The 17,574-nt window shown below is 59.5% G+C and carries 14 protein-coding genes and 1 pseudogene; 7 read left to right on the top strand and 8 right to left on the bottom strand.

What is annotated here, in order from left to right:
• Nucleotides 1–287 precede the first annotated feature (287 nt).
• The 3 genes from KHO22_RS27300 to KHO22_RS27290 all read left to right on the top strand — a co-directional run bounded on the left by KHO22_RS27300 (nucleotide 288) and on the right by KHO22_RS27290 (nucleotide 3,654).
• A complete protein-coding gene (locus KHO22_RS27300) occupies nucleotides 288–1,157 on the top strand; it encodes a hypothetical protein (protein ID WP_211950294.1) in 870 nt (289 codons plus the stop codon).
• Between the two features lie 401 nt (nucleotides 1,158–1,558).
• The gene (locus KHO22_RS27295) at nucleotides 1,559–2,491 is read left to right on the top strand and encodes a metallophosphoesterase (protein ID WP_211950293.1); all 933 of its coding nucleotides are present in this window, start codon (nucleotides 1,559–1,561) and stop codon (nucleotides 2,489–2,491) included.
• A gap of 11 nt (nucleotides 2,492–2,502) precedes the next feature.
• Nucleotides 2,503–3,654 carry a tetratricopeptide repeat protein gene (locus tag KHO22_RS27290; RefSeq protein ID WP_211950292.1) on the top strand — a complete coding sequence of 384 codons (1,152 nt, stop codon included), beginning with the start codon at nucleotides 2,503–2,505 and terminating at the stop codon, nucleotides 3,652–3,654.
• 451 nt (nucleotides 3,655–4,105) lie between these two features.
• Here the strand turns inward: KHO22_RS27290 and KHO22_RS27285 are convergent, their stop codons facing one another.
• The 8 genes from KHO22_RS27285 to KHO22_RS27250 all read right to left on the bottom strand — a co-directional run bounded on the left by KHO22_RS27285 (nucleotide 4,106) and on the right by KHO22_RS27250 (nucleotide 13,179).
• Complete coding sequence (locus KHO22_RS27285; protein ID WP_211950291.1) at nucleotides 4,106–5,260, bottom strand: HNH endonuclease; 1,155 nt, start codon at nucleotides 5,258–5,260, stop codon at nucleotides 4,106–4,108.
• A gap of 168 nt (nucleotides 5,261–5,428) precedes the next feature.
• Nucleotides 5,429–6,316: a hypothetical protein gene (locus KHO22_RS27280; protein ID WP_211950290.1), complete on the bottom strand. Its 888-nt coding sequence runs from the start codon at nucleotides 6,314–6,316 to the stop codon at nucleotides 5,429–5,431.
• A 462-nt stretch (nucleotides 6,317–6,778) separates the two neighbouring features.
• A complete protein-coding gene (locus KHO22_RS27275; protein ID WP_211950289.1) occupies nucleotides 6,779–7,846 on the bottom strand; it encodes a hypothetical protein in 1,068 nt (355 codons plus the stop codon).
• Nucleotides 7,847–7,877: 31 nt separating this feature from the next.
• Entirely contained in the window at nucleotides 7,878–8,432 is a 555-nt protein-coding gene (locus tag KHO22_RS27270; protein WP_211950288.1) for a hypothetical protein, read from the bottom strand.
• Between the two features lie 35 nt (nucleotides 8,433–8,467).
• A complete protein-coding gene (locus KHO22_RS27265) occupies nucleotides 8,468–9,121 on the bottom strand; it encodes a hypothetical protein (RefSeq protein WP_211950287.1) in 654 nt (217 codons plus the stop codon).
• Nucleotides 9,122–10,220: 1,099 nt separating this feature from the next.
• Nucleotides 10,221–11,063, bottom strand: coding sequence for a PGN_0703 family putative restriction endonuclease (locus KHO22_RS27260; RefSeq protein WP_211950286.1), 843 nt, complete (start codon nucleotides 11,061–11,063; stop codon nucleotides 10,221–10,223).
• A 210-nt stretch (nucleotides 11,064–11,273) separates the two neighbouring features.
• Nucleotides 11,274–12,581 carry a hypothetical protein gene (locus KHO22_RS27255; protein ID WP_211950285.1) on the bottom strand — a complete coding sequence of 436 codons (1,308 nt, stop codon included), beginning with the start codon at nucleotides 12,579–12,581 and terminating at the stop codon, nucleotides 11,274–11,276.
• 166 nt (nucleotides 12,582–12,747) lie between these two features.
• The gene (locus KHO22_RS27250; RefSeq protein ID WP_211950284.1) at nucleotides 12,748–13,179 is read right to left on the bottom strand and encodes a hypothetical protein; all 432 of its coding nucleotides are present in this window, start codon (nucleotides 13,177–13,179) and stop codon (nucleotides 12,748–12,750) included.
• Between KHO22_RS27250 and KHO22_RS27245 the strand changes: the two are divergent.
• From KHO22_RS27245 to KHO22_RS27230, 4 genes and pseudogenes are all read left to right on the top strand, one after another.
• Nucleotides 13,151–13,756 (top strand): annotated as a pseudogene (locus KHO22_RS27245) (IS21 family transposase); the annotation flags it as partial. The gene KHO22_RS27250 and the pseudogene KHO22_RS27245 sit on opposite strands and share 29 nt — an antisense overlap.
• A gap of 168 nt (nucleotides 13,757–13,924) precedes the next feature.
• A complete protein-coding gene (locus KHO22_RS27240; RefSeq protein ID WP_211950282.1) occupies nucleotides 13,925–15,193 on the top strand; it encodes a site-specific integrase in 1,269 nt (422 codons plus the stop codon).
• Nucleotides 15,190–16,557 (top strand): tyrosine-type recombinase/integrase, encoded by a 1,368-nt coding sequence (locus tag KHO22_RS27235; protein ID WP_114135513.1) that lies wholly within the window; start codon nucleotides 15,190–15,192, stop codon nucleotides 16,555–16,557. Before KHO22_RS27240 ends, KHO22_RS27235 begins: the two co-directional genes overlap by 4 nt.
• Entirely contained in the window at nucleotides 16,554–17,561 is a 1,008-nt protein-coding gene (locus tag KHO22_RS27230; protein ID WP_230427047.1) for a tyrosine-type recombinase/integrase, read from the top strand. Before KHO22_RS27235 ends, KHO22_RS27230 begins: the two co-directional genes overlap by 4 nt.
• Nucleotides 17,562–17,574 lie beyond the last annotated feature (13 nt).

The raw sequence follows: 17,574 nt of genomic DNA, 5'->3' as shown, positions 1-17,574 counted from the left end.
GGAGGCCGCCGCGCGTATCGCCATCACGCCTGAACCGTCATAATCTGACCGTCCTGCCTGGAGCAGTTTGACCGGCCATAAGTGGAGCAGTTTGGGGTGGCCATCGGGGCACCCAATGTGCACGCTCGAACGAATCGACAGGGACGGGGGGAACGCGAGACCAAATCCGACATCGCTTGACTCCGGCCTTGCTCGGGGGAGGATGTCCCCGTATTCTGATGTCGAAACTATCAGCCCCCCAGAGAGGAGCGCAATCAATTGCGCTGGCCAGATACACGATCAGAGATATGACGTCACCGAAGAAGGCGCTCGCAAACCAGCAGAACTCCAAGAAATCTACAGGACCAAAAACACCGCAGGGTAAGGCCAATTCAAGCTCCAATTCCGTCAGACATGGAATCCTGGCCGCGCAACTGCTGCTGGGCGACGAAAGCCCCACAGACTTCCAGCTCCTGCTGGACGGACTGCGGGCATCCCTGCGCCCAGCGGGTACCCTTGAGCAAGCCCTCGTCGAAAAAATTGCCGTATCGCTGTGGCGGCAGCGGCGACTAATCCGTGCCGAGACCGCCGGTATCGAGCTCGCCGCCCGGCTAGAAGTTAAGGGCAATCGCCATCAGGTCGAAGTGGCAATGGGCATTATTTACCCTCAGCAGCTAACGAACGATGACTTGGAGCCGTCCTTCGGTGGCGGAGACGACGACCACAAATACTTCGAACTTTGCTCGCGCATGGTTGACGAGTATTCGCTAGTCCAGCAACGAGCCATCACTGACATTGACGTCAGCTTTCTCGCGCACGCCGCACCTACGCTGCACGGCTTGCTGGTCGATGAGGCATCAGTTGATGGCGTACCTATTGGAACCTATCTGGAAAGGAATACAGATGGGCTGCTCGACTGGGTGGACGGAACGGTCAAATGCTGTCGCGAAGCGATGGCAAAAATGCGCCGACATGCTGAAATTGCCGAGGTGGCGGCATTGGTACGATCCCACCGTTCCGCGCCCGTCGATCAGGATCTCCTGTGCAGATACCAGACTGCGCTTGATCGCGAGCTTTATCGAGCCATCGAGGCACTGAGAGAAGCCCAAGAGTGGCGGGTCAAAACATTCGACAGTGACATCACCACGGTCGCACAGCAGCTCGCGCCGGGCGCCTGATGGCTTCGTTTGGGAATCCGAGACATCACGGTAGAACCTGCAACGAACGCTCGCATCACCACTGCCTCCCACCGCAATTGATTGCGGCAGCTATGGTCATAGGAACACGAGCAATTAGATGCCTACGTTTGGGCAAGGCTCGCCCCGGCCGACAGCGAGTCGCGCCTTCCAACGAGCTGCGTGGACGGTTTGTGATGCGGCAACGGTGGCCCCAGTCAGGATGCGTCGCTTGCCCAGTGCACACCGCAATTGATTGCGGCAGCCCATGTTGGCAACATGATATGCGCGGTCGGTAGACGGAGCCCAGTTCTTCGCAGGCAAGGACTGGGAGTGCGGCATATACTGGAGCTGTGGGGAGCGTAGAGCCATCTAAAGCGTCGATCAGAGTTCGATGAGGGAAGATGAACTACGACATCATTGGCGATATTCACGGTCAAGCAGGAAAACTCCGAACGCTCCTGCAAAAGCTCGGCTACGGGGAACGCTCCGGAGTATGGCAGCACCCGGACCGCACTGCCATCTTTGTCGGCGACTTCATAGACCGCGGCCCTCACCAGCTTGAGACGGTCAACATTGTGCGTCGAATGGTCGAGGGTGGGCACGCTCTGGCCGTGATGGGCAATCACGAGTTCAACGCTATTGCATGGTATCTGGAGGACCCGGTACAGGAAGGGGAATACCTACGCCCGCACAGCGGCGAAGTCGGAGAGAAAAACCGCCGCCAACATGCCGCATTTTTGGCGGAGGCAGAGGGCACCCGAGAACACCGTGAGGCCATTGACTGGTTCCTCACCCTACCCCTCTGGCTGGAGCTACCGGAGCTTCGGGTCGTTCATGCCTGTTGGCATCCACGCTATATGGCAGATCTCGCGTCCGTCTTGAGGCCAGGAAACCGATTGGATGACGCCCTGGTCGCCGCCGCCAGCCGTAAAGGTACGCCCGAATATCGCGCAGTGGAAGCGTTGCTCAAAGGCATCGAGATCCCGCTCCCGCGCGGTAGCTCTTTCCGAGACAAGGACGGCGTCGAACGGCACGACGCACGGGTTCGCTGGTGGGATTCCGCTGCGATAACGTACCGGCAGGCGGCACTGGTCCCTCCTGGCAGCGACACACACCTAACAGACGATGAAATCCCCCGCGAGGCGCAGGTGGGATACGCGAACGACAAGCCCGTTTTCTTTGGCCACTATTGGCTGACGGGGAATCCCCAGGTTCAGTCTCCATGCGTGGCTTGCATTGACTACAGCGCTGGCAAAAAGGCCGAGCCCCTTGTCGCATATCGCTTCGACGGCGAACCCGAATTGGACGCCAGCAAGCTCGTGAGTTCCCACTGACGGAGGAGGACATGTCCCGTGAGTTCTCAGAAGTACTGGAGTGCGCCGAGCGCGGCGATGCTAGCGCGCAATTCGCCATGGCCGAGGCCTACCGCATGGGGAGGGAGGTCAACGAGAATCTCTCGGAAGCCTTACGGTGGTACCGTGCAGCGGCGATTCAAGGCTACGCGGCAGCGCAAAACAACCTCGGCACGATGTATCTAAACGGCATTGGCACGACGGAAGATCCTACCGAGGCAGCGCATTGGTATCGGCTTGCCGCCGAACAAGGCGAGGAAGTTGCGCAGTTCAACCTCGCGATGCGCTATCTGCATGGGCAAGGCGTCGAGCAATGCGAGGCCGAGGCGGTGGACTGGTTTGCCAAGGCAGCAGAACACGGCCATACCGAGGCGATCGGCGAACTCGGCACCATGTATCGGTTTGGGCGAGGTGCCCCACAGGACATTGCAGCTGCCGCCCGCTATCACACGATGGCGGCCATGGAAGGTGACATAACGTCAATTGGCAACCTGCTGAGCTATCAGGGTGACATCGAAGATGCCGCCTTGGGCGGCAGTGCCGTCGCCGCCCTATGCCTGGTACAAATGTATGAGAAGGGCTTGCCCGTGAAAAAGGATTTAGCACAGGCCTACGCATGGTTCACCTGGGGCGCGAAGCACCGCGATTGCACAAGCGACCCAGACGCAGAGGAAGAGTGGGACGATATGGACCAGAGCCTCTCCGCAAGCGTTTCCGATATCGATAAAGAGCGTGCTGCGGTTCTGCTGGAAGAGATGAGCCATAAAGCCGCCGGACTTGGAATGCAAGGCAGGTCAATGGAAAAAGACCATGTGTCATCCACCGGGCCGCAGGGCAAAATGATGGAAAATCAGCCGCCGAACAAAGCACACGAGCAGCCCGATTTCGACGGCACCGAGACCAAGCAAATGATCCACCCAGCGGGCTATGACTACTATGAATTTGGTGAAGAGGGCGGGAGCCTGATGCGGCGTGCTGAGGACGGCGTTACGCTATCCCGCCTGGACAAGGCCACCGGGGAATGGGTCGAGGACAACTACCTGTTCACCTACCTGTACCGAGGCGACTCCGAAGAGATCTCGGAAGAAGAAGCCAAGGCCCTGGCCGAGAAGCTATGTCCCGGCCAAGATGTGCCTTTTGACTGACTTCCACCGCAATTGATTGCGGCAGCCATTGTGGTCAAAGCATAGGATCCCTCCAGGTAGAGGGGCCCCGCAGTGCAGGTCCATCGCAGCAGGCGCGGGGAATACAGTGTCGGCACCGGATACTTGCCGTCCTTGTCCGGTCCATCCCCTCACGCGCGGGGAACCCCGGCTGTCGCTTTATTCGGCGTGCCCGTGGTTGGGTCCATCCTCGCATGCGCGGGCAACACTTAAGTCTTTTGCATCTCACATTTGCACCGTAACGCGCACGGTTCATCCCTTCAGAAAAAAGGGTTCATCGCCGATTTGCGGAGTGGGGTGGGGGTCTCAGAACGACCCAAAGCGGAAGTTGGCTCCGAGCCATTTGCCGTCGCAAAGCGGACAGTGGTCGCTCACCACCGAGCACGGTCGACACCTCGAGCTAGCCGTGCACTGCGTGAGTCAGGAGGGCCCGTCAGGCGTCCTCTTCCAACAAGTCTCCGCGGTACAGCTTGATCAAATCGGCCTTGCTGATCTTCAGCTCCTTTTCCAGCAACTTAGTCTTTCGTTGTGCGAATAGCATCGAGATCTCTTTGGCCTTGTCAGCCTTTTTGCCATGATGCAGTAGGCGGTGGCAATTGGGACACAGGGCAACGATGTTGGCGGTGACGTCGAGAGAGAATTCATAGCCGCCTTGATTGCTAAACGGAATCAGGTGATGAGCCTCGACGTAAGGCTTGTCTTTGGCGTTCGAGATGAATGTCCGGTGTCCAGCATCTATCTCGCATTTGAAACCCGCCAGGCTTAGCGCTGTAGCAGCCACGTTCGGGTCGCGCTGATAGCCACCACTGCTGAGGCCAGCCTTTTTCATACGGGGCACGGGCACCCCCCCTTTCTTCTCGACGACTGGTTTAGCACTAACGGCCTTCCGCAGCACCTTCTTTTGGTACTCAGCCTCTGCGTTGGGACTTTTTTTCTGGTTGAGAAACCAAGCATCGTGGGATTGCTCGTAGAGCGGTTTGGTTACCCGCATTGCTACCTGGGCGCAGATATCTTGAAATTCCTTGGCAGAATTGAACTGGTTAGGTAACCCCAACCGCGCCAAGTAGCTGATTGTCTGACCATCCACAGGAAAAAACTTTTTCGGAGCAGCGCGAAAAATTGCCTGCGTTAGCTTTGCTCGACCCGCGTACTTGACTGATTGAGCACCTGCAAAGACCCCTTCGCTGAGCTTCTTTCCTGACAACACGGCCTCGTACAGATCCCAGAGCTTACCGATGTCGTTGGCGTTACGCGCGAACCGATACGGGAAGAGCCAAGTCTGGCGCGGATCTGCCTTCGGGATGCCAAGAAATCCAGTGGGGGCGCTTGCAGTGATGCCAAGGCGCGATTTGATCTCCCTCAGAATCCTTGCCCGCTCGGTATGCGATTGCTTGTTCAGCAGAGCAAGAAAGGTAAAGGGGTCCATTTCGGTTAAAGCAATCGCTTTGCCCTTCGGGTTTTGATCTTTTAGCCCATGGACACCGCTGTCACCCAAAATCTTGACCAATACGGTCTGCTTGCGGCGATAGGCCAGCAGCTTCTTTGCCATCTCCTCATAAAACGGTACCCAGTCAAATCCGCTGTTCATGTGTCTTCCCTTGGTAGTAGAGTGCGTCTAAGCGATCGTTCTGCACCCAAATATCCTAACAAACGCAGTCGAAGGATTGTTGCTCGCAAGGTGGAAGTCCGCGAAGCGGACGTCAGCAAACGCCAGCTTTTGGCCGATACCAGCCGTTAGGAATCGACCAAACCTCGCTTAGCAATGCATAGTTGGACCACTTAGGTCGATGCCGAACTCGCGCCGCGCATGTTCAATGAACTCCCGATCTGTCTCTGCCAGTAGCCTCTGACAGCCTGCAGGATCGCCGGGAAGGAAAACGAAGCCAAGTCCTCCAGCGTAAAAGTAGATGGCCATAGCGCGCGGGCTAGTGTTAGCTGCAAGGAGGGTGTATCCCGTGTAGCCTTCCTCGACTGATCGGCCCGCGTAGGCGGCCTGCATATACTCTAGTTCGCCCGAGATACGCGCATCAACCACACGCGTGATCGCATCTGAAATCGCTCCAACGGTCGCCACCGATCGTTTATGGCAGAGGGACTCCAGAGCATCGGAAACTCTGATGAACCATTGTTCAGCGGTTGGCGCCTCAAAGCGCTCGGTTCGAAATGACCCGTCGGGAAGCTGGACTTGCCGGAATTGTGGGTCTTCGTATGGACCGATCAACCTCGTCAGTTCCCTGTAACCTTCGGCGTCTCCGATATATGCACGCGTTACACGTTGAACACCGTCCTCCAGAGTGACTTTGTCCAGTGCCTTGCCCCCTCGAAGAAGGCGTAGAACGAGAAAATCTGCCCGTCTCGCATCTTGAGCAGCGCGCACCACGTATCTCTCAAGCAGTTGACGGGGAAGGTCGTGTGTTTCATCGGATTGGACGTCATTCTTGATCTCGGCTATCAGTTCACACGCCAGCCCGGGGTCGCCAGCGAATGCTACAGCCACTTGGCCGGATAGCACGTGAATCTTGAGAGTATGACCCGTGCCGCTCACAGGGCGGGCTTCACCGCGCAGAGCCACCGAAGAGCTTAGTAATGTGTCCGCGACCATGAAGCCTATGTCCTGGTCGGCGTGGGCAACGATGAGCGTCATAACTGCCTCCGTTCTCGTCGATTGAGTCGCGTCTTGATGTGGGCCATGTCGACTGTTTCCGGAGATTACACGCGGGACGAAGCTTCAGGGGCCATACGGAACCCATCGGCAGTGTTGCAGAGCCGGGAAGGTGCCACACCTATGCGCACGACCTTTCGCCGGATCTAGATCGGAAATAGCCAAGTGGCTGGCCGTGTCCGACCCAGAGCGGTCTCTAAGTCGCATCGGTCGCAACGTAGCGGCCATTCCCCCAAGTTGGAAGTAACCGTTCAATCGAGCTGCTGCCTATGGAAAAAGGTCGCGCCGGTAGCGGATGGTTTTTGGTCGGCAAGCGTTAAGCATGAATGCTGCTCTGCCACCCATTGCAGTGCGGCGCGCCTAAATATGCGCCGCAATTACGAGTATGTTCTTCCTTGACGGGGACCGCTTGATAAGCAAGCGAGCGGTGCGTGGCTAGTCCCGCTACACCGCCTCACGCTTGTCGGCGGTGAGTCGTATCAGCGGCTCGTAGTTCGGCTGGATCTTAAACTGCCAGAGGCGGAGTACTTCGCCTCGGTACGCGTCGTCAAATCCAGGAGCCAATTCGCTTGGGTCTAGTTGCGGGGTTAGTCGCACGATCTCATCGTTGGCTGTGGTCAGCCATTTATAGTAGCCGGAGATCATGCCGGCTAATGTCCCTAGTGCCTCAAATTCCTGACCTGAATGTTTTTCGTTTGCCTGCCTAGCCTCAATTTCGACGTATTCGATTCGCTCACCATTCATCGTCGCAACTGGCATCTCCTCTTCCCAGTCCGAATGAAACATGAGGTAAAAGGCGATCTGTTTCTCCTTCTCGATCAAAATCTCCCGCCCTTCGGAAAAGAAACTGAGGCCGCTGATTGTGAAAATCGCTTGGTTGTTGTCTCGCATCAGGCTCGGACGGTCGGGGTCCGCTTGGATGCGGCAAACCAATGGAGGCACCGCCGCGACCGTCCTGTCACCGAAATCGCCGGCAATGCTTCTTTGCATTGCGTCAACGAACCGCAAGTTGATAGTCCCTTTCGCGCTTTCGAAGTCCTCCACTTTATTTATTGTCCAACGTCTCAGCCCGTTCCAGTAGACGGCGATCAACAGCGGATGCCCTTTGCGCATCGCATAGTTCTTTAATCTGGAAAGATAGGCGAAGCCAAAGGTGACCGGTGTGTGGAGATTCTTAGGCTGAGTATTCTTGACCTCAACAAAATATTTCTCACCGGACTTCAGCGAGACGAAATAGTCGGGTGCCTGCACTTCGACGCCAGCATACAAAGCCGCTCCCGAATCTTCGGCGGTAATCAGATCGGCTTGGCCAAGCGATGCTACGACGTACTCGAACATGCGTTCGATCCGTCGACCGTACATCAGCGCCGGGTTCTTCCTCGCTGTGTTGGTAGCATCTTCAAACGAAAACTTTTCGCTCAACCGCTCCAGCGGGAGATTGAACTCACGCCCCAACTCGTCCGCGAGATCGACGGCACCAAACCGCGAGGGCTGGCGTTTCACACGCTTCATGCAAAATCCCTTTGTATGTTAGGAGAGACGGTCAGCATTTTGCAGGTTGGGTTCGGTACAACGCAACTTGCGTGCAAGTCGATTTTCGATCACGGCAGGTGAGGGTATTCGAACCGGTCGCGGGCGCATGACCGCGGAGCCACACCAATAGATAGGGTTCACTCGTCACGCAAACAATGGACGGCAGACGGGCGTCCCGTGTCGTCATCCCCTGTGGCAACTGTTGATTGTTGGCTCGCAACCATCGGCGAACGCTGGCGCTTGTCGGCTCAAACGAGCGATAAAGGTCCGGATCTGATCGCGCAATTGCCATCATCAATGCTTCGACTTCCCGTTGCGCCTGCTCGTCACCGTCCGTGTCGTGCGCGATCCGGCAAAGCAGCGCGGTTAGCGGATCGTATGGTTGGGTGAAGGCGTTGCAAGCCGCGCATGCGGGGAAGACATACCCTTTTGGCCAGCGTCGGCCGACAAATAGCGCCCTGGACGGGATATGGTCCTGCGTGTCCGCCGCAGTCGTCCCGCCGCAAAAGCAGCATGTTGGGTGTTCGCGATAGAAGTTGGTTTTCCGGTCTCTTGCTGTTCCCATGTTCTTCTTCTTTGCTATTGTGCGCTTCTTGAATTTCAGCGGGGATACATCTGCCGCATGCATTGTTCGAAGTGGGATTGCAGCGCTTGATCGGCGGCAATGGCGCCGATGTATTGCTCGACCGAGTTCTCGATGTCGCGCCAGAGGCGGCCCAGATGGATGTGGGCGCGATATGTGTATCGACAAGGCCAGGGCGAATCGTACTTAATTTCGCCGTTCTCTTCCACAACCCTTAAGGCTGGGCTCTTTGCATCGGCCATTAGCTTCCATGTGAGTCGGCGCCCACGCGTCATGGGGTTCTGGTCAATCCAAACACCGGATGCGATGCCCCGATGATTCACGGTGTTGCGGAAGGCATCAAAGAGAATGCGGATCGCTGCATTGTCGTAGTCTGGTTGCGGTAGGAATATCGCCGCGTAGGCCGCGACGTCCTGCCGGCCCAGTCCCCGGATTCGGCCCACATAGAATCCCGCTAGATACTCAAGCATTGCGCAGCACGTCATAAGGGCGGGGAAGTAGGCGTGCGTTGTCCCCGATCTATTCTTTGCCGGAACGCCGGTCAGGCAGATTTGCATGTCCTTGCGAAATCCTTCAAGCCGCGCCGTCAAGAATTCCTTGGCGAACGTCGGTATGTCGTTCGGCGCGCCCCGATGCAATGGTCGCTTGGACTTGCTGATTGTGTCACCCATGCAAATGTGAGGTCTCGGGTTATGCGCAAACCGACTACTTGATGGCGGTCCCCGGCGTCAGGTAGCGGCTTGGGTTCTGGACGTTCTTGACGTCGATGTCAGTCTGACACGAACAGCGCGAATCGGCCAACGCTGTCGTTCATGGGTGACTGGCTAACGCAGCGGCGGCCAACTATCGACCCCTCGCTAGCTACCGCACGCAAGTCTCCACCAGACCGCGCGATGACTGCTCCCGCCCAGGGGAGCGGCTATTGACCATCGCGAGCCGATGACCGCTTTTCGGTGCCAACTGGGACATCGAAAGTCGGAGGGCCAGTGACTCAAACTGGCCGTACACGGCCTTTGCTCGTTCCATGCTAACCCGTCAGGCGGCGGCAATCCTTGCTGTTAAGATCGACCTTCGCGAGCACCCGCTACTTACTGTGCCGACCGTGCCGGCGCGCAATGACAGGGATTACGAGAAGCCTTGTCCCGGCCAAGACGTGCCGTCTGACTGGCTTCCACCGCAATTGATTGCGGCAGCCATTGTGGCCAGAACGTAGGATCCCTGCGGGAGGAGGGTCCCCGGCGGCGCCGGACCATCTCCGCGCGAACGGGGAACACACCAAGGCCATCAGGGTGGGCGCGACCGTGTACGGTCCATCCCCGCGTGCGCGGGGAACACCAGCGAATGCGACGTACAGCCCCAAAAAATCCGGCCCATCCTCGCAAGCCGGCAGGCAGCCGGCGATTGAATTCCACCGCAATTGATTGCGGCTGTGCCCGCGGGGAACACTGGTCCACCTTCCGAAACTGAAACCATGAAAAGAGGAAACAAAAGGGATCATCTTGACCGTTGGTGCCTGCTGCCATCACCGGGCATATGGCAAATCTCTCGACCGTCCTGAGCCCCTGGAATTCGGCTGGGTGGCGCCTTGGTCGCGACCGGGGAGCTCATAGAGGTGCTGCTTTCCTGACTTCCACCGCAATTGATTGCGGTGACCGTGCCCTGGTCGGATAATGCAGGCAATAAGACTACGTCCCATTCTGCTGCAGCAATGTCACTCGATTCTGGTGGGCCCTCTGACCCCGACGTCCGCTTGACGAGGAAGCCGGTCATCTAGCTCATCGGCGGTCGAAAGTACCGTTCCTCCAAGTAGGCCAGGTAAGCCTGATCCTCTGAACGAGCAGCCGCCTTGAGTTCACCAAACATCGCCTGGTAGTTGATGGCACTAAACCTGAGCTCGTCACCCACCAGGCTATGGAAGCGGCGGATTTCATCCCGATGGCGCTCGCCCTTTGGCCCTGGCCAATCGAAGTAGACATATCGCAGTACCCAGCGATCCCCGTGTTGCCGGGCCAGCGCAAGAGCATGCTTGAGCAACTGGGGCGCCCCAATATGCCTGAACGCCTCGCGGCCCTCTTGCAAGTCAACGGCGAGCGCCTGTGCCTTCGGCAAACCCACCTCTTCCCATCGGTTGCGGCCGTGCGCAAGATATGGCGGTCTGAATGCATTGCCTTCATGCGTTGCCTTTCCGCGCAGCCATTCGGTGAACTTGCTCTCCACGCCGGCAACCATATCGTTCGCCAGCGGCAAGTACACATCCAAGTTGGCGTGACTGTCGACGCCGGTGGGCAGCTTCATCTCGAATAAGGTCGCAGTGGGGCACGACGGCAGCTCAAGCGCCTTCATCAGCGGCACGGCATCCGCGCAACCGCACCAGTAGTCGAAGATGTTGGCGGCAAGTGCCGACGACGAATGCAGTGCCCGCATTTTCGCCGGTCTGCCTCCGCGCTCCAGCAGTTCGCCTCCGTCGCCGTTTGCGAATGCCGCCAGCGTATCCGCTGAGAGCGGCCGCATCAGATTCTCGTCGACTTCAGCAACATAGCCGCGCGCGTCAAATCCAATGCTTTGGTTGGCAGCCCACTGCCGCTGCTCCCTGCAGATCGCCGCTACAGTCATCGCCTGCCTCCATCGAGCGAGTTTCCGATCCGACCGGCGCCGGGGTCGGGCACGGAAACGCTTGTCGACGTTTGATTGTTCCTCAGCTGGCGAGGGGTAGGGAATCGGCCAAATGGCGGAAGCCGCAGTGCCTGGGCATCGAGTGCCAAACCTGGCTGAGCTGCAAGCTCGGGCTCCCTGCCTGAAGGACGGGGCTAGACGCGCTCTTGGTCAAGGGTATGTTCTCCATGCCAGGACCTGGCCGGTGCTCTTTCGAAAAACACCAACTTCCTTGATCGCCGCGACAAGATACGACCCACCGATATAGATGCTCGTGGGGTCTTTGATCGTTGCATCGTGACCGGCCGCATCCTTAAGCACACTACCGATCGCCGGATTCTGCGGACTCAGTACAGCATCAACATAGAACACCAAATCGGACTTGAGCGCCCTTGCTGCCGACGGCGGCAGGTCAAGCGCGGTCGCGAATATCTGTTGCGCGCCGCCGCCCGGATTAGGCGGGAAGTTGGTCAGGGCTAGGCCATATTGTTGGACAACCATCGAGTGAACGTCCGCCTTGACGCCAAAGGCATTTTGCCCCACGTAATCCCTGCTGCTGGATTTCTCAAACAAGTTGATCGTCGTGTAGCCTTGGCCGCGCGCCTCTCCCTTTCCTAGCAGTATCCGTCGATCGCGCGACCACAGGACGACGCGCATGACCTCTGCGTCCGCGTCGTACTGCGCCGCGTCGGCAGTTTTGGTGAACGCCGAGAAATTCTGATTGAGATGGGCAGCGAAAACAAACCTGTATCGCTTACCTGTGAGCGCCGAGGCACGCTCCGCCACCGTCGACGTCTTTGTGAATTCGTCATCCGCCAGCTTGTCAAGGCTATCGAAGCGTTGCACCAGATCGACGATGGAGTCCCCGCGATAATCCTTCGGAAACACCATGGGCCCCTGCCTAGGCGGCGTCTCATATCCTTGCGCCTTGAAATGGTCCACTACCAACTGTTCGAAACCCGCAGGGATGGCGAGCTTACCCTGTTGGTAAGCCTGCGCCGTCGTCGCCTTCAGCGCCGCAACGCGCTGCGCCTGGGCCGCCTCCGCCCTCGCCTTTTCTTCCGCCTCCGCCTTAACCTTATCCGCCGCCGCCCTTGCCTCGGCTTCCTTGATGGAGCGCTGACCCATGCGCCTGGCGACTTCATTCTTACGAATGTCAAGATCCTTGGGGAAGACAAAGCCACCGCAGTCCCCACCGCAAGACGGCGCGCCTCTTCCTAGACCGAAATACCGGAATGCCGCGTAGTCGTAACCGAGGCTTTCCGCCGCCCGCCCCAGATAGAAGTAGCCCAGATTGTTCTCGTACCCGATCTCCATCACCTTTGAGGCGAGCTTGTTCCATTTTCCACTGTCATACAGAGACCGCATTTCCTCAAGCGCTTCGCCCCAGCGGAACGCGCAACTCAGGTTGCACTTAAGCATGACGTAACCGTGCACGAACGCCTGGTAGTGGTTATCGCCGTAGGTGTTGTCGCTCAAGGTAGGCCCAGCAGCCGTGCAGGCCGTGACCAACAGCGTCGCCGCAGCGCTCGCCGCAAGTCGTTGGATAGCTCTCATCTCGCCCCCTGTGACCGAAATGCCCCTCTAGGGAAAGTTTCTCCCCCTCTCACCGCCTCCTTCTGTGCGTCAAGCCGCACAACGAGACCTAAACCGAACCGGGGCGCACGAACTGCTGGTCAATCGGAACGACGCGGCCGCCTTGTGGGAATCCCGCGATCTCGCCTGCCGCAATCAATTGCGGCACGGTGCCACTTGCCGAGTTCGTCGGGGTAATTCCACATGGCACTTTTATGGTTTGCTCGGCGAGGCTGCGTATTCCGGCCGATCGTGACCAGTCATTCCGGATTATCGTGACCGCGGATTCCGGCATCGTGACCGGCATTTCCGGTTTATCGTGACCAGCCGTTCCGGCGATCGTGACCGGCTCGCCGGGGAGCCAGCTCACCACTGACGTGGTGGCGTCCGGCCTGCCATGATCCGGTTGTGGATGTTGCGTATTGTTCAACCCAGGGTGTGGATAACCTTCTGCGTTTTTGCACGGAGAAGCGATGCCCAAGCCCCCCATGACGATACGCATGATCAAAGACGTGTTACGACTCAAGCACGAGTCCGGACTGTCGCACGCCAGCATTGCCGCGGCGCTGCAAGTCTCCAAAGGCGTGGTGTCCAAGTATGTGTCGCTGGCCGCTGAGGCCGGACTGGCATGGGACCAGCTACGCGACCTCGACGAGGCGGCGATCGCCGCCCGCCTGCTGCCCAGCGCACGCAACAGCGCCTACGTGCCGCCGGACTATGCCCGCATCCATCAGGACCTGCGCCGCAAGGGCGTCACGCTGACCCTGCTGTGGCAGGAATATGTCGACGCCCATCCCGGCGGCAAGACCTATCGCCACACGCAATTCTGCGAGCGCTACCACGCCTGGGCCAAGAGCCTGAAGCGCTCGATGCGCCAGACCCACAAGGCCGGTGAGAAGCTGTTCGTCGACTATGCCGGACCGACCATCGCCGTGTCCGACGGCGGCCGCGCCCACGTGTTTGTGGCGGCCCTCGGCGCGTCGAGCTTCACATTCGCCTGCGCCACGCCGCGCGAGACGATGGTGGACTGGATCGGCTCGATGGTGCGCGCCCTGGCCTATATCGGCGGTACGCCTGAATAATCGGCAGCTGCCGATTATTCAGGTAATCGCGAGGAGTCAGTAATGTGACGCAGAGCTGCGGGCCCGGCGACGTTCGCTAGGGTGCGCCTTCTTGAGAAGGCTTTTCCTGAGGATTTGGCGGGTGTAACACCTTGGCGGGGATTCGCCCCGATCCAAGGAGACACCATGTCAGACCATGTATGTCCGCAGCACATCGCGTTAGTTGCGCAGCTGAAGCAGCTTCTCATCGACGCCGGTTATTGCGTCAACACGATCAACCGTCAGTCCGCCGTCGCGCGGAAGTTCCTCCGCTACGTCAAGCAGCGAGGCCTTGCGATAGCAGCCGTGCAGCCGGCCCATGTGGCGATGTACCTGCACTGCGAGCTCCGCCGTTTCGAGCGGCGCCACGGGCGCGCGCCACGGTCCCTCGAACACTGGCGTGGTTCGCACACTGCCGGCATTCACCAGCTGTTGAGGATGGCCACGGGCAAGTGGCCACCCGCTCCCCAAGCAAGTAGCGCATCCGAGGCGTTCAGCCAGAAGCTATGCACCGAGTATGAGCGGTGGCTCGATGATGTGCGAGGCTTGGCTTCCGACTATATTGACGAGTTGGTCGCGGAAGCGCGGCGGTTCATGCACTGGTATCTCGAACGTGCTGTGTCGGTGGACGAACTGGGGCGACTGACGATCGCCGATATCGACGCGTACATGCAGGCGCGATCCGGATCGCTAAGGCGGATTTCGCGCAAATCGCTGGCGCAGCGGCTGCGCTGCTTCATACGCTTTGCGCACGCCTCTGGGAGGATCTCGCGCGACTTCGCCGCATGCGTGGTGGCGCCCACGCTCTACGCGTATGAGTCGATTCCGTCGACGCTGTCGCAGCAGCAGATCAACGCCGTCTTGCGGATCTGCCGTGCGGATCGCTCACCGAAGGGTCTGCGCGACCATTCGATCGTCTTGCTGCTCGCCGAGTACGGGCTGCGCGCGGGAGAGATTGCACGCTTGCGGCTGGACGACATCGACTGGCGGGGCGATCGCTTACACGTCCGCCATTCCAAGACCGACTCGGAATCGGTTCTGCCATTGCTACCAGCGGTCGGCGCCGCGTTGCTGGCATACCTGCGCCGCGGCCGGCCTGCAACGAGTGCGCGAGAGGTTTTCATCCGAGCACACGCTCCATATCGTGGCTTTGCCAGCGGCTCGAGCCTGTACACGCCACTACGCAGGCGGCTCGACGCAGCAGGCGTACAAACCAATGGCAAGCACGGCCCGCATGCCTTCCGGCACGCGCGTGCCATAAGCCTATTGCGCAGTGGGGTGTCGCCGAAGGTGATTGGGGACGTGCTGGGCCATCGCTCATCGAGTTCGGTGACGCCGTACCTGAAGCTCGCTGTCGATGAACTGCGCGATATCTCCCTGGAGATCAGCGAACTCCTGACCGAGGAGGCGCAATGAACACGTGGCTCGACGATGAAGGCGACGCAATCGAGCGTCATGTACGTCACCTGGGGCTGCGCAGTCGCGATGCGGCCAAAGTCTACCGTTGTGTTCTGCGCGGGTTCCAGCGTTTCGTGCGGCAACGTGGCGATGCCGCAGTCAGCACCTCTACCATGCAGGGGTGGCTGCTGGAGCGCGCGCGGCACTCGCCTGTCCACATGGTGCTGCACCGGGCGCGCATCATTGATCGCTTCCTGGACTATCTCCAGTCGGATGGCATGATTCCGCACAACCCGCTGGCGGAGCTGCGCGCTTGCTATGGTCAACGATACGGCACGCCAATCGCGCGTGCGCTGCTCGCAGCCGAGCCTCTGCAGGCGCTCGAGTCTCTGCGGCCGCCGGCTCGGTTCGCCAGCTTTCTCGGCGAGATGCTGCGCGAGCATGTGGAGCTCATGCGCGCGGTCGGCTACCGTTATGAGACACAGTCGGGCTGGCTCCTGCGTTTCGACCGGTTCCTGCAAGGTCGCCCAGAACTCGCCGGGCGACCGCCGGCGGTACTGTTGCAGCAGTGGGCCGCACAGGGCCGGACGCTGAACCACGCCTGGGAGTGCCAACAGGCGGGACGCGCCCTGTTGCGCGCATGGCGACGTGTCGATCCGAACGTCGCGCCGCCGCCGTCGGATCGTCGACTGAAGCACCGCATCGAATGGGAACGTCGGCGTCCGTACATCTATACCCCGCAAGAGCTGCAATTGTTGTTCGACACCGCGCGCGCCTTCCCATCTCCTCGCGCTCCGCTCCGCCCACTTGCGCTGTACACAATGCTCGTGCTCGCCTGCTGCGCCGGACTGCGTCTTGGTGAACTCGCGCGCCTGGATCTTCGGGACGTCGACCTCAGCACGGGCATGCTGGAAGTTCGCGAGACGAAGTTCTTCAAATCCAGAAGCCTGCCCCTGTCCGACAGCGTGGTGGCAGCGCTGCGCGAGTATCTCGACGCGAGACGACGCGCCGGAGCACCGCAGGATGGCGACAGCGGCTTGTTCTGGCATCAGCAGGCTGCCGGTCGCTACTCGCGGGTGATGATCGAGAAGATGCTGGTGGCCGTGTTGAGACGCGCCGGACTCAAGCCCGAACATGGACGCTGCGGGCCTCGAATCCATGACCTTCGGCACGTTTTCGTCGTCTATCGGATGCTTTCCTGGTATCGCCACGGAATCAATCCACAGGCGCGGCTGCCGTACCTGGCGACCTACCTGGGCCACAAGGACATCAATTCCACGCTCGTCTACTTGACCGTGACGCAGGAACTGCTGCAGCTCGCCAGCGAGCGGTTCCGACAACTGGTGCTTCATCAGGTGCACACCCCCGGGAGCGCATCATGATGAAGCCGGCCGATCCTTTCCCGCGACTGCTGCGGACCTTCTTCTATGAGCGGTTGGCAGAACAGCGCAACGTTTCTGCCCACACGATACGGTCCTACCGAGACGCCTGGCGACTGTTCCTGCGCTTTGTCGCTGAGCGCCGACATTGTCGTGTCGCCGAGCTCACGCTGCAAGCGCTGAACGCAACCGAGGTCGCTGCGTTCTTGCAGCACAGCGAGCGCGAGCGCAAGGTCTCTATCGGCACGCGCAACTGTCGTCTCGCTGCGTTGCGCAGCTTCTTCAGCTTCGTCGCCGAGCGTGACCCCACGGCCATCGAGCAGTGCTCTGAGGTGCTGCGAATTCCGACTAAGAAGGCGCCGATGCCGGTGCGCCATGAGCTCCACATGCACGAGATCGAGGCAATCCTGGCGCAGCCGGATCGCACCCAGCTGGAAGGACAACGTGATTACGCGCTGCTATGGCTCCTCTACAACACGGGTGCGCGGATACAAGAGGTGCTCAATCTTTGTCCTGCGGACATCCGATTCGACACACCGAACTGCGTGCGACTGCTCGGGAAGGGCCGCAGGGAACGCATCTGCCCGCTGTGGCCAGAGACCGTCGAGTTGCTCAAGGCCTTGCTGCAGCGGCAACCGTGCGCTAGCAACGAACGGTTGTTTGTCAACCGATATGGCATGCCTCTGGGACCCTCGGGAGTCCGCTTCAAGCTCTCGCAGTACGTGCGTAGCGCCGCTGCGGTTGTGCCGACGTTGGCATCGAAGAAGGTCTCGCCGCACACGTTTCGGCACGCGGCTGCGGTCCACCTGGTCGCCGCTGGCGTCGATGTCACCGTGATCCGCAGTTGGTTGGGGCACGCGAGCCTCGAGACAACCAATCACTACGCCCAAGCAAATTTGGAAACCAAACGCGAAGCCCTGCGGCGGCTGCAGCCGCATTCAAAGGTCGACAAACCACCACCATGGCGCCGCAACGAGGACTTGCTCACTTGGCTGGAATCGCTCTGAGCTGGCCTACCAA

This window comes from Cupriavidus yeoncheonensis (assembly GCF_905397275.1).
Taxonomy (GTDB): Bacteria; Pseudomonadota; Gammaproteobacteria; order Burkholderiales; family Burkholderiaceae; genus Cupriavidus; species Cupriavidus yeoncheonensis.
The sequence above is the reverse complement of the archived record's forward strand: the minus strand, read 5'-3'. Positions and strand labels throughout refer to the sequence as shown.

Coding starts and splice junctions, on each gene's coding strand:
- KHO22_RS27300 (WP_211950294.1), top strand. CDS start 288: ATGACGTCACCGAAGAAGGCGCTCGCAAACCAGCAGAACTCCAAGAAA.
- KHO22_RS27265 (WP_211950287.1), bottom strand. CDS start 9,121: ATGGGTGACACAATCAGCAAGTCCAAGCGACCATTGCATCGGGGCGCG.
- KHO22_RS27295 (WP_211950293.1), top strand. CDS start 1,559: ATGAACTACGACATCATTGGCGATATTCACGGTCAAGCAGGAAAACTC.
- KHO22_RS27280 (WP_211950290.1), bottom strand. CDS start 6,316: ATGACGCTCATCGTTGCCCACGCCGACCAGGACATAGGCTTCATGGTC.
- KHO22_RS27235 (WP_114135513.1), top strand. CDS start 15,190: ATGAACACGTGGCTCGACGATGAAGGCGACGCAATCGAGCGTCATGTA.
- KHO22_RS27260 (WP_211950286.1), bottom strand. CDS start 11,063: ATGACTGTAGCGGCGATCTGCAGGGAGCAGCGGCAGTGGGCTGCCAAC.
- KHO22_RS27290 (WP_211950292.1), top strand. CDS start 2,503: ATGTCCCGTGAGTTCTCAGAAGTACTGGAGTGCGCCGAGCGCGGCGAT.
- KHO22_RS27285 (WP_211950291.1), bottom strand. CDS start 5,260: ATGAACAGCGGATTTGACTGGGTACCGTTTTATGAGGAGATGGCAAAG.
- KHO22_RS27275 (WP_211950289.1), bottom strand. CDS start 7,846: ATGAAGCGTGTGAAACGCCAGCCCTCGCGGTTTGGTGCCGTCGATCTC.
- KHO22_RS27240 (WP_211950282.1), top strand. CDS start 13,925: ATGTCAGACCATGTATGTCCGCAGCACATCGCGTTAGTTGCGCAGCTG.
- KHO22_RS27230 (WP_230427047.1), top strand. CDS start 16,554: ATGATGAAGCCGGCCGATCCTTTCCCGCGACTGCTGCGGACCTTCTTC.
- KHO22_RS27250 (WP_211950284.1), bottom strand. CDS start 13,179: ATGCGTATCGTCATGGGGGGCTTGGGCATCGCTTCTCCGTGCAAAAAC.
- KHO22_RS27270 (WP_211950288.1), bottom strand. CDS start 8,432: ATGGGAACAGCAAGAGACCGGAAAACCAACTTCTATCGCGAACACCCA.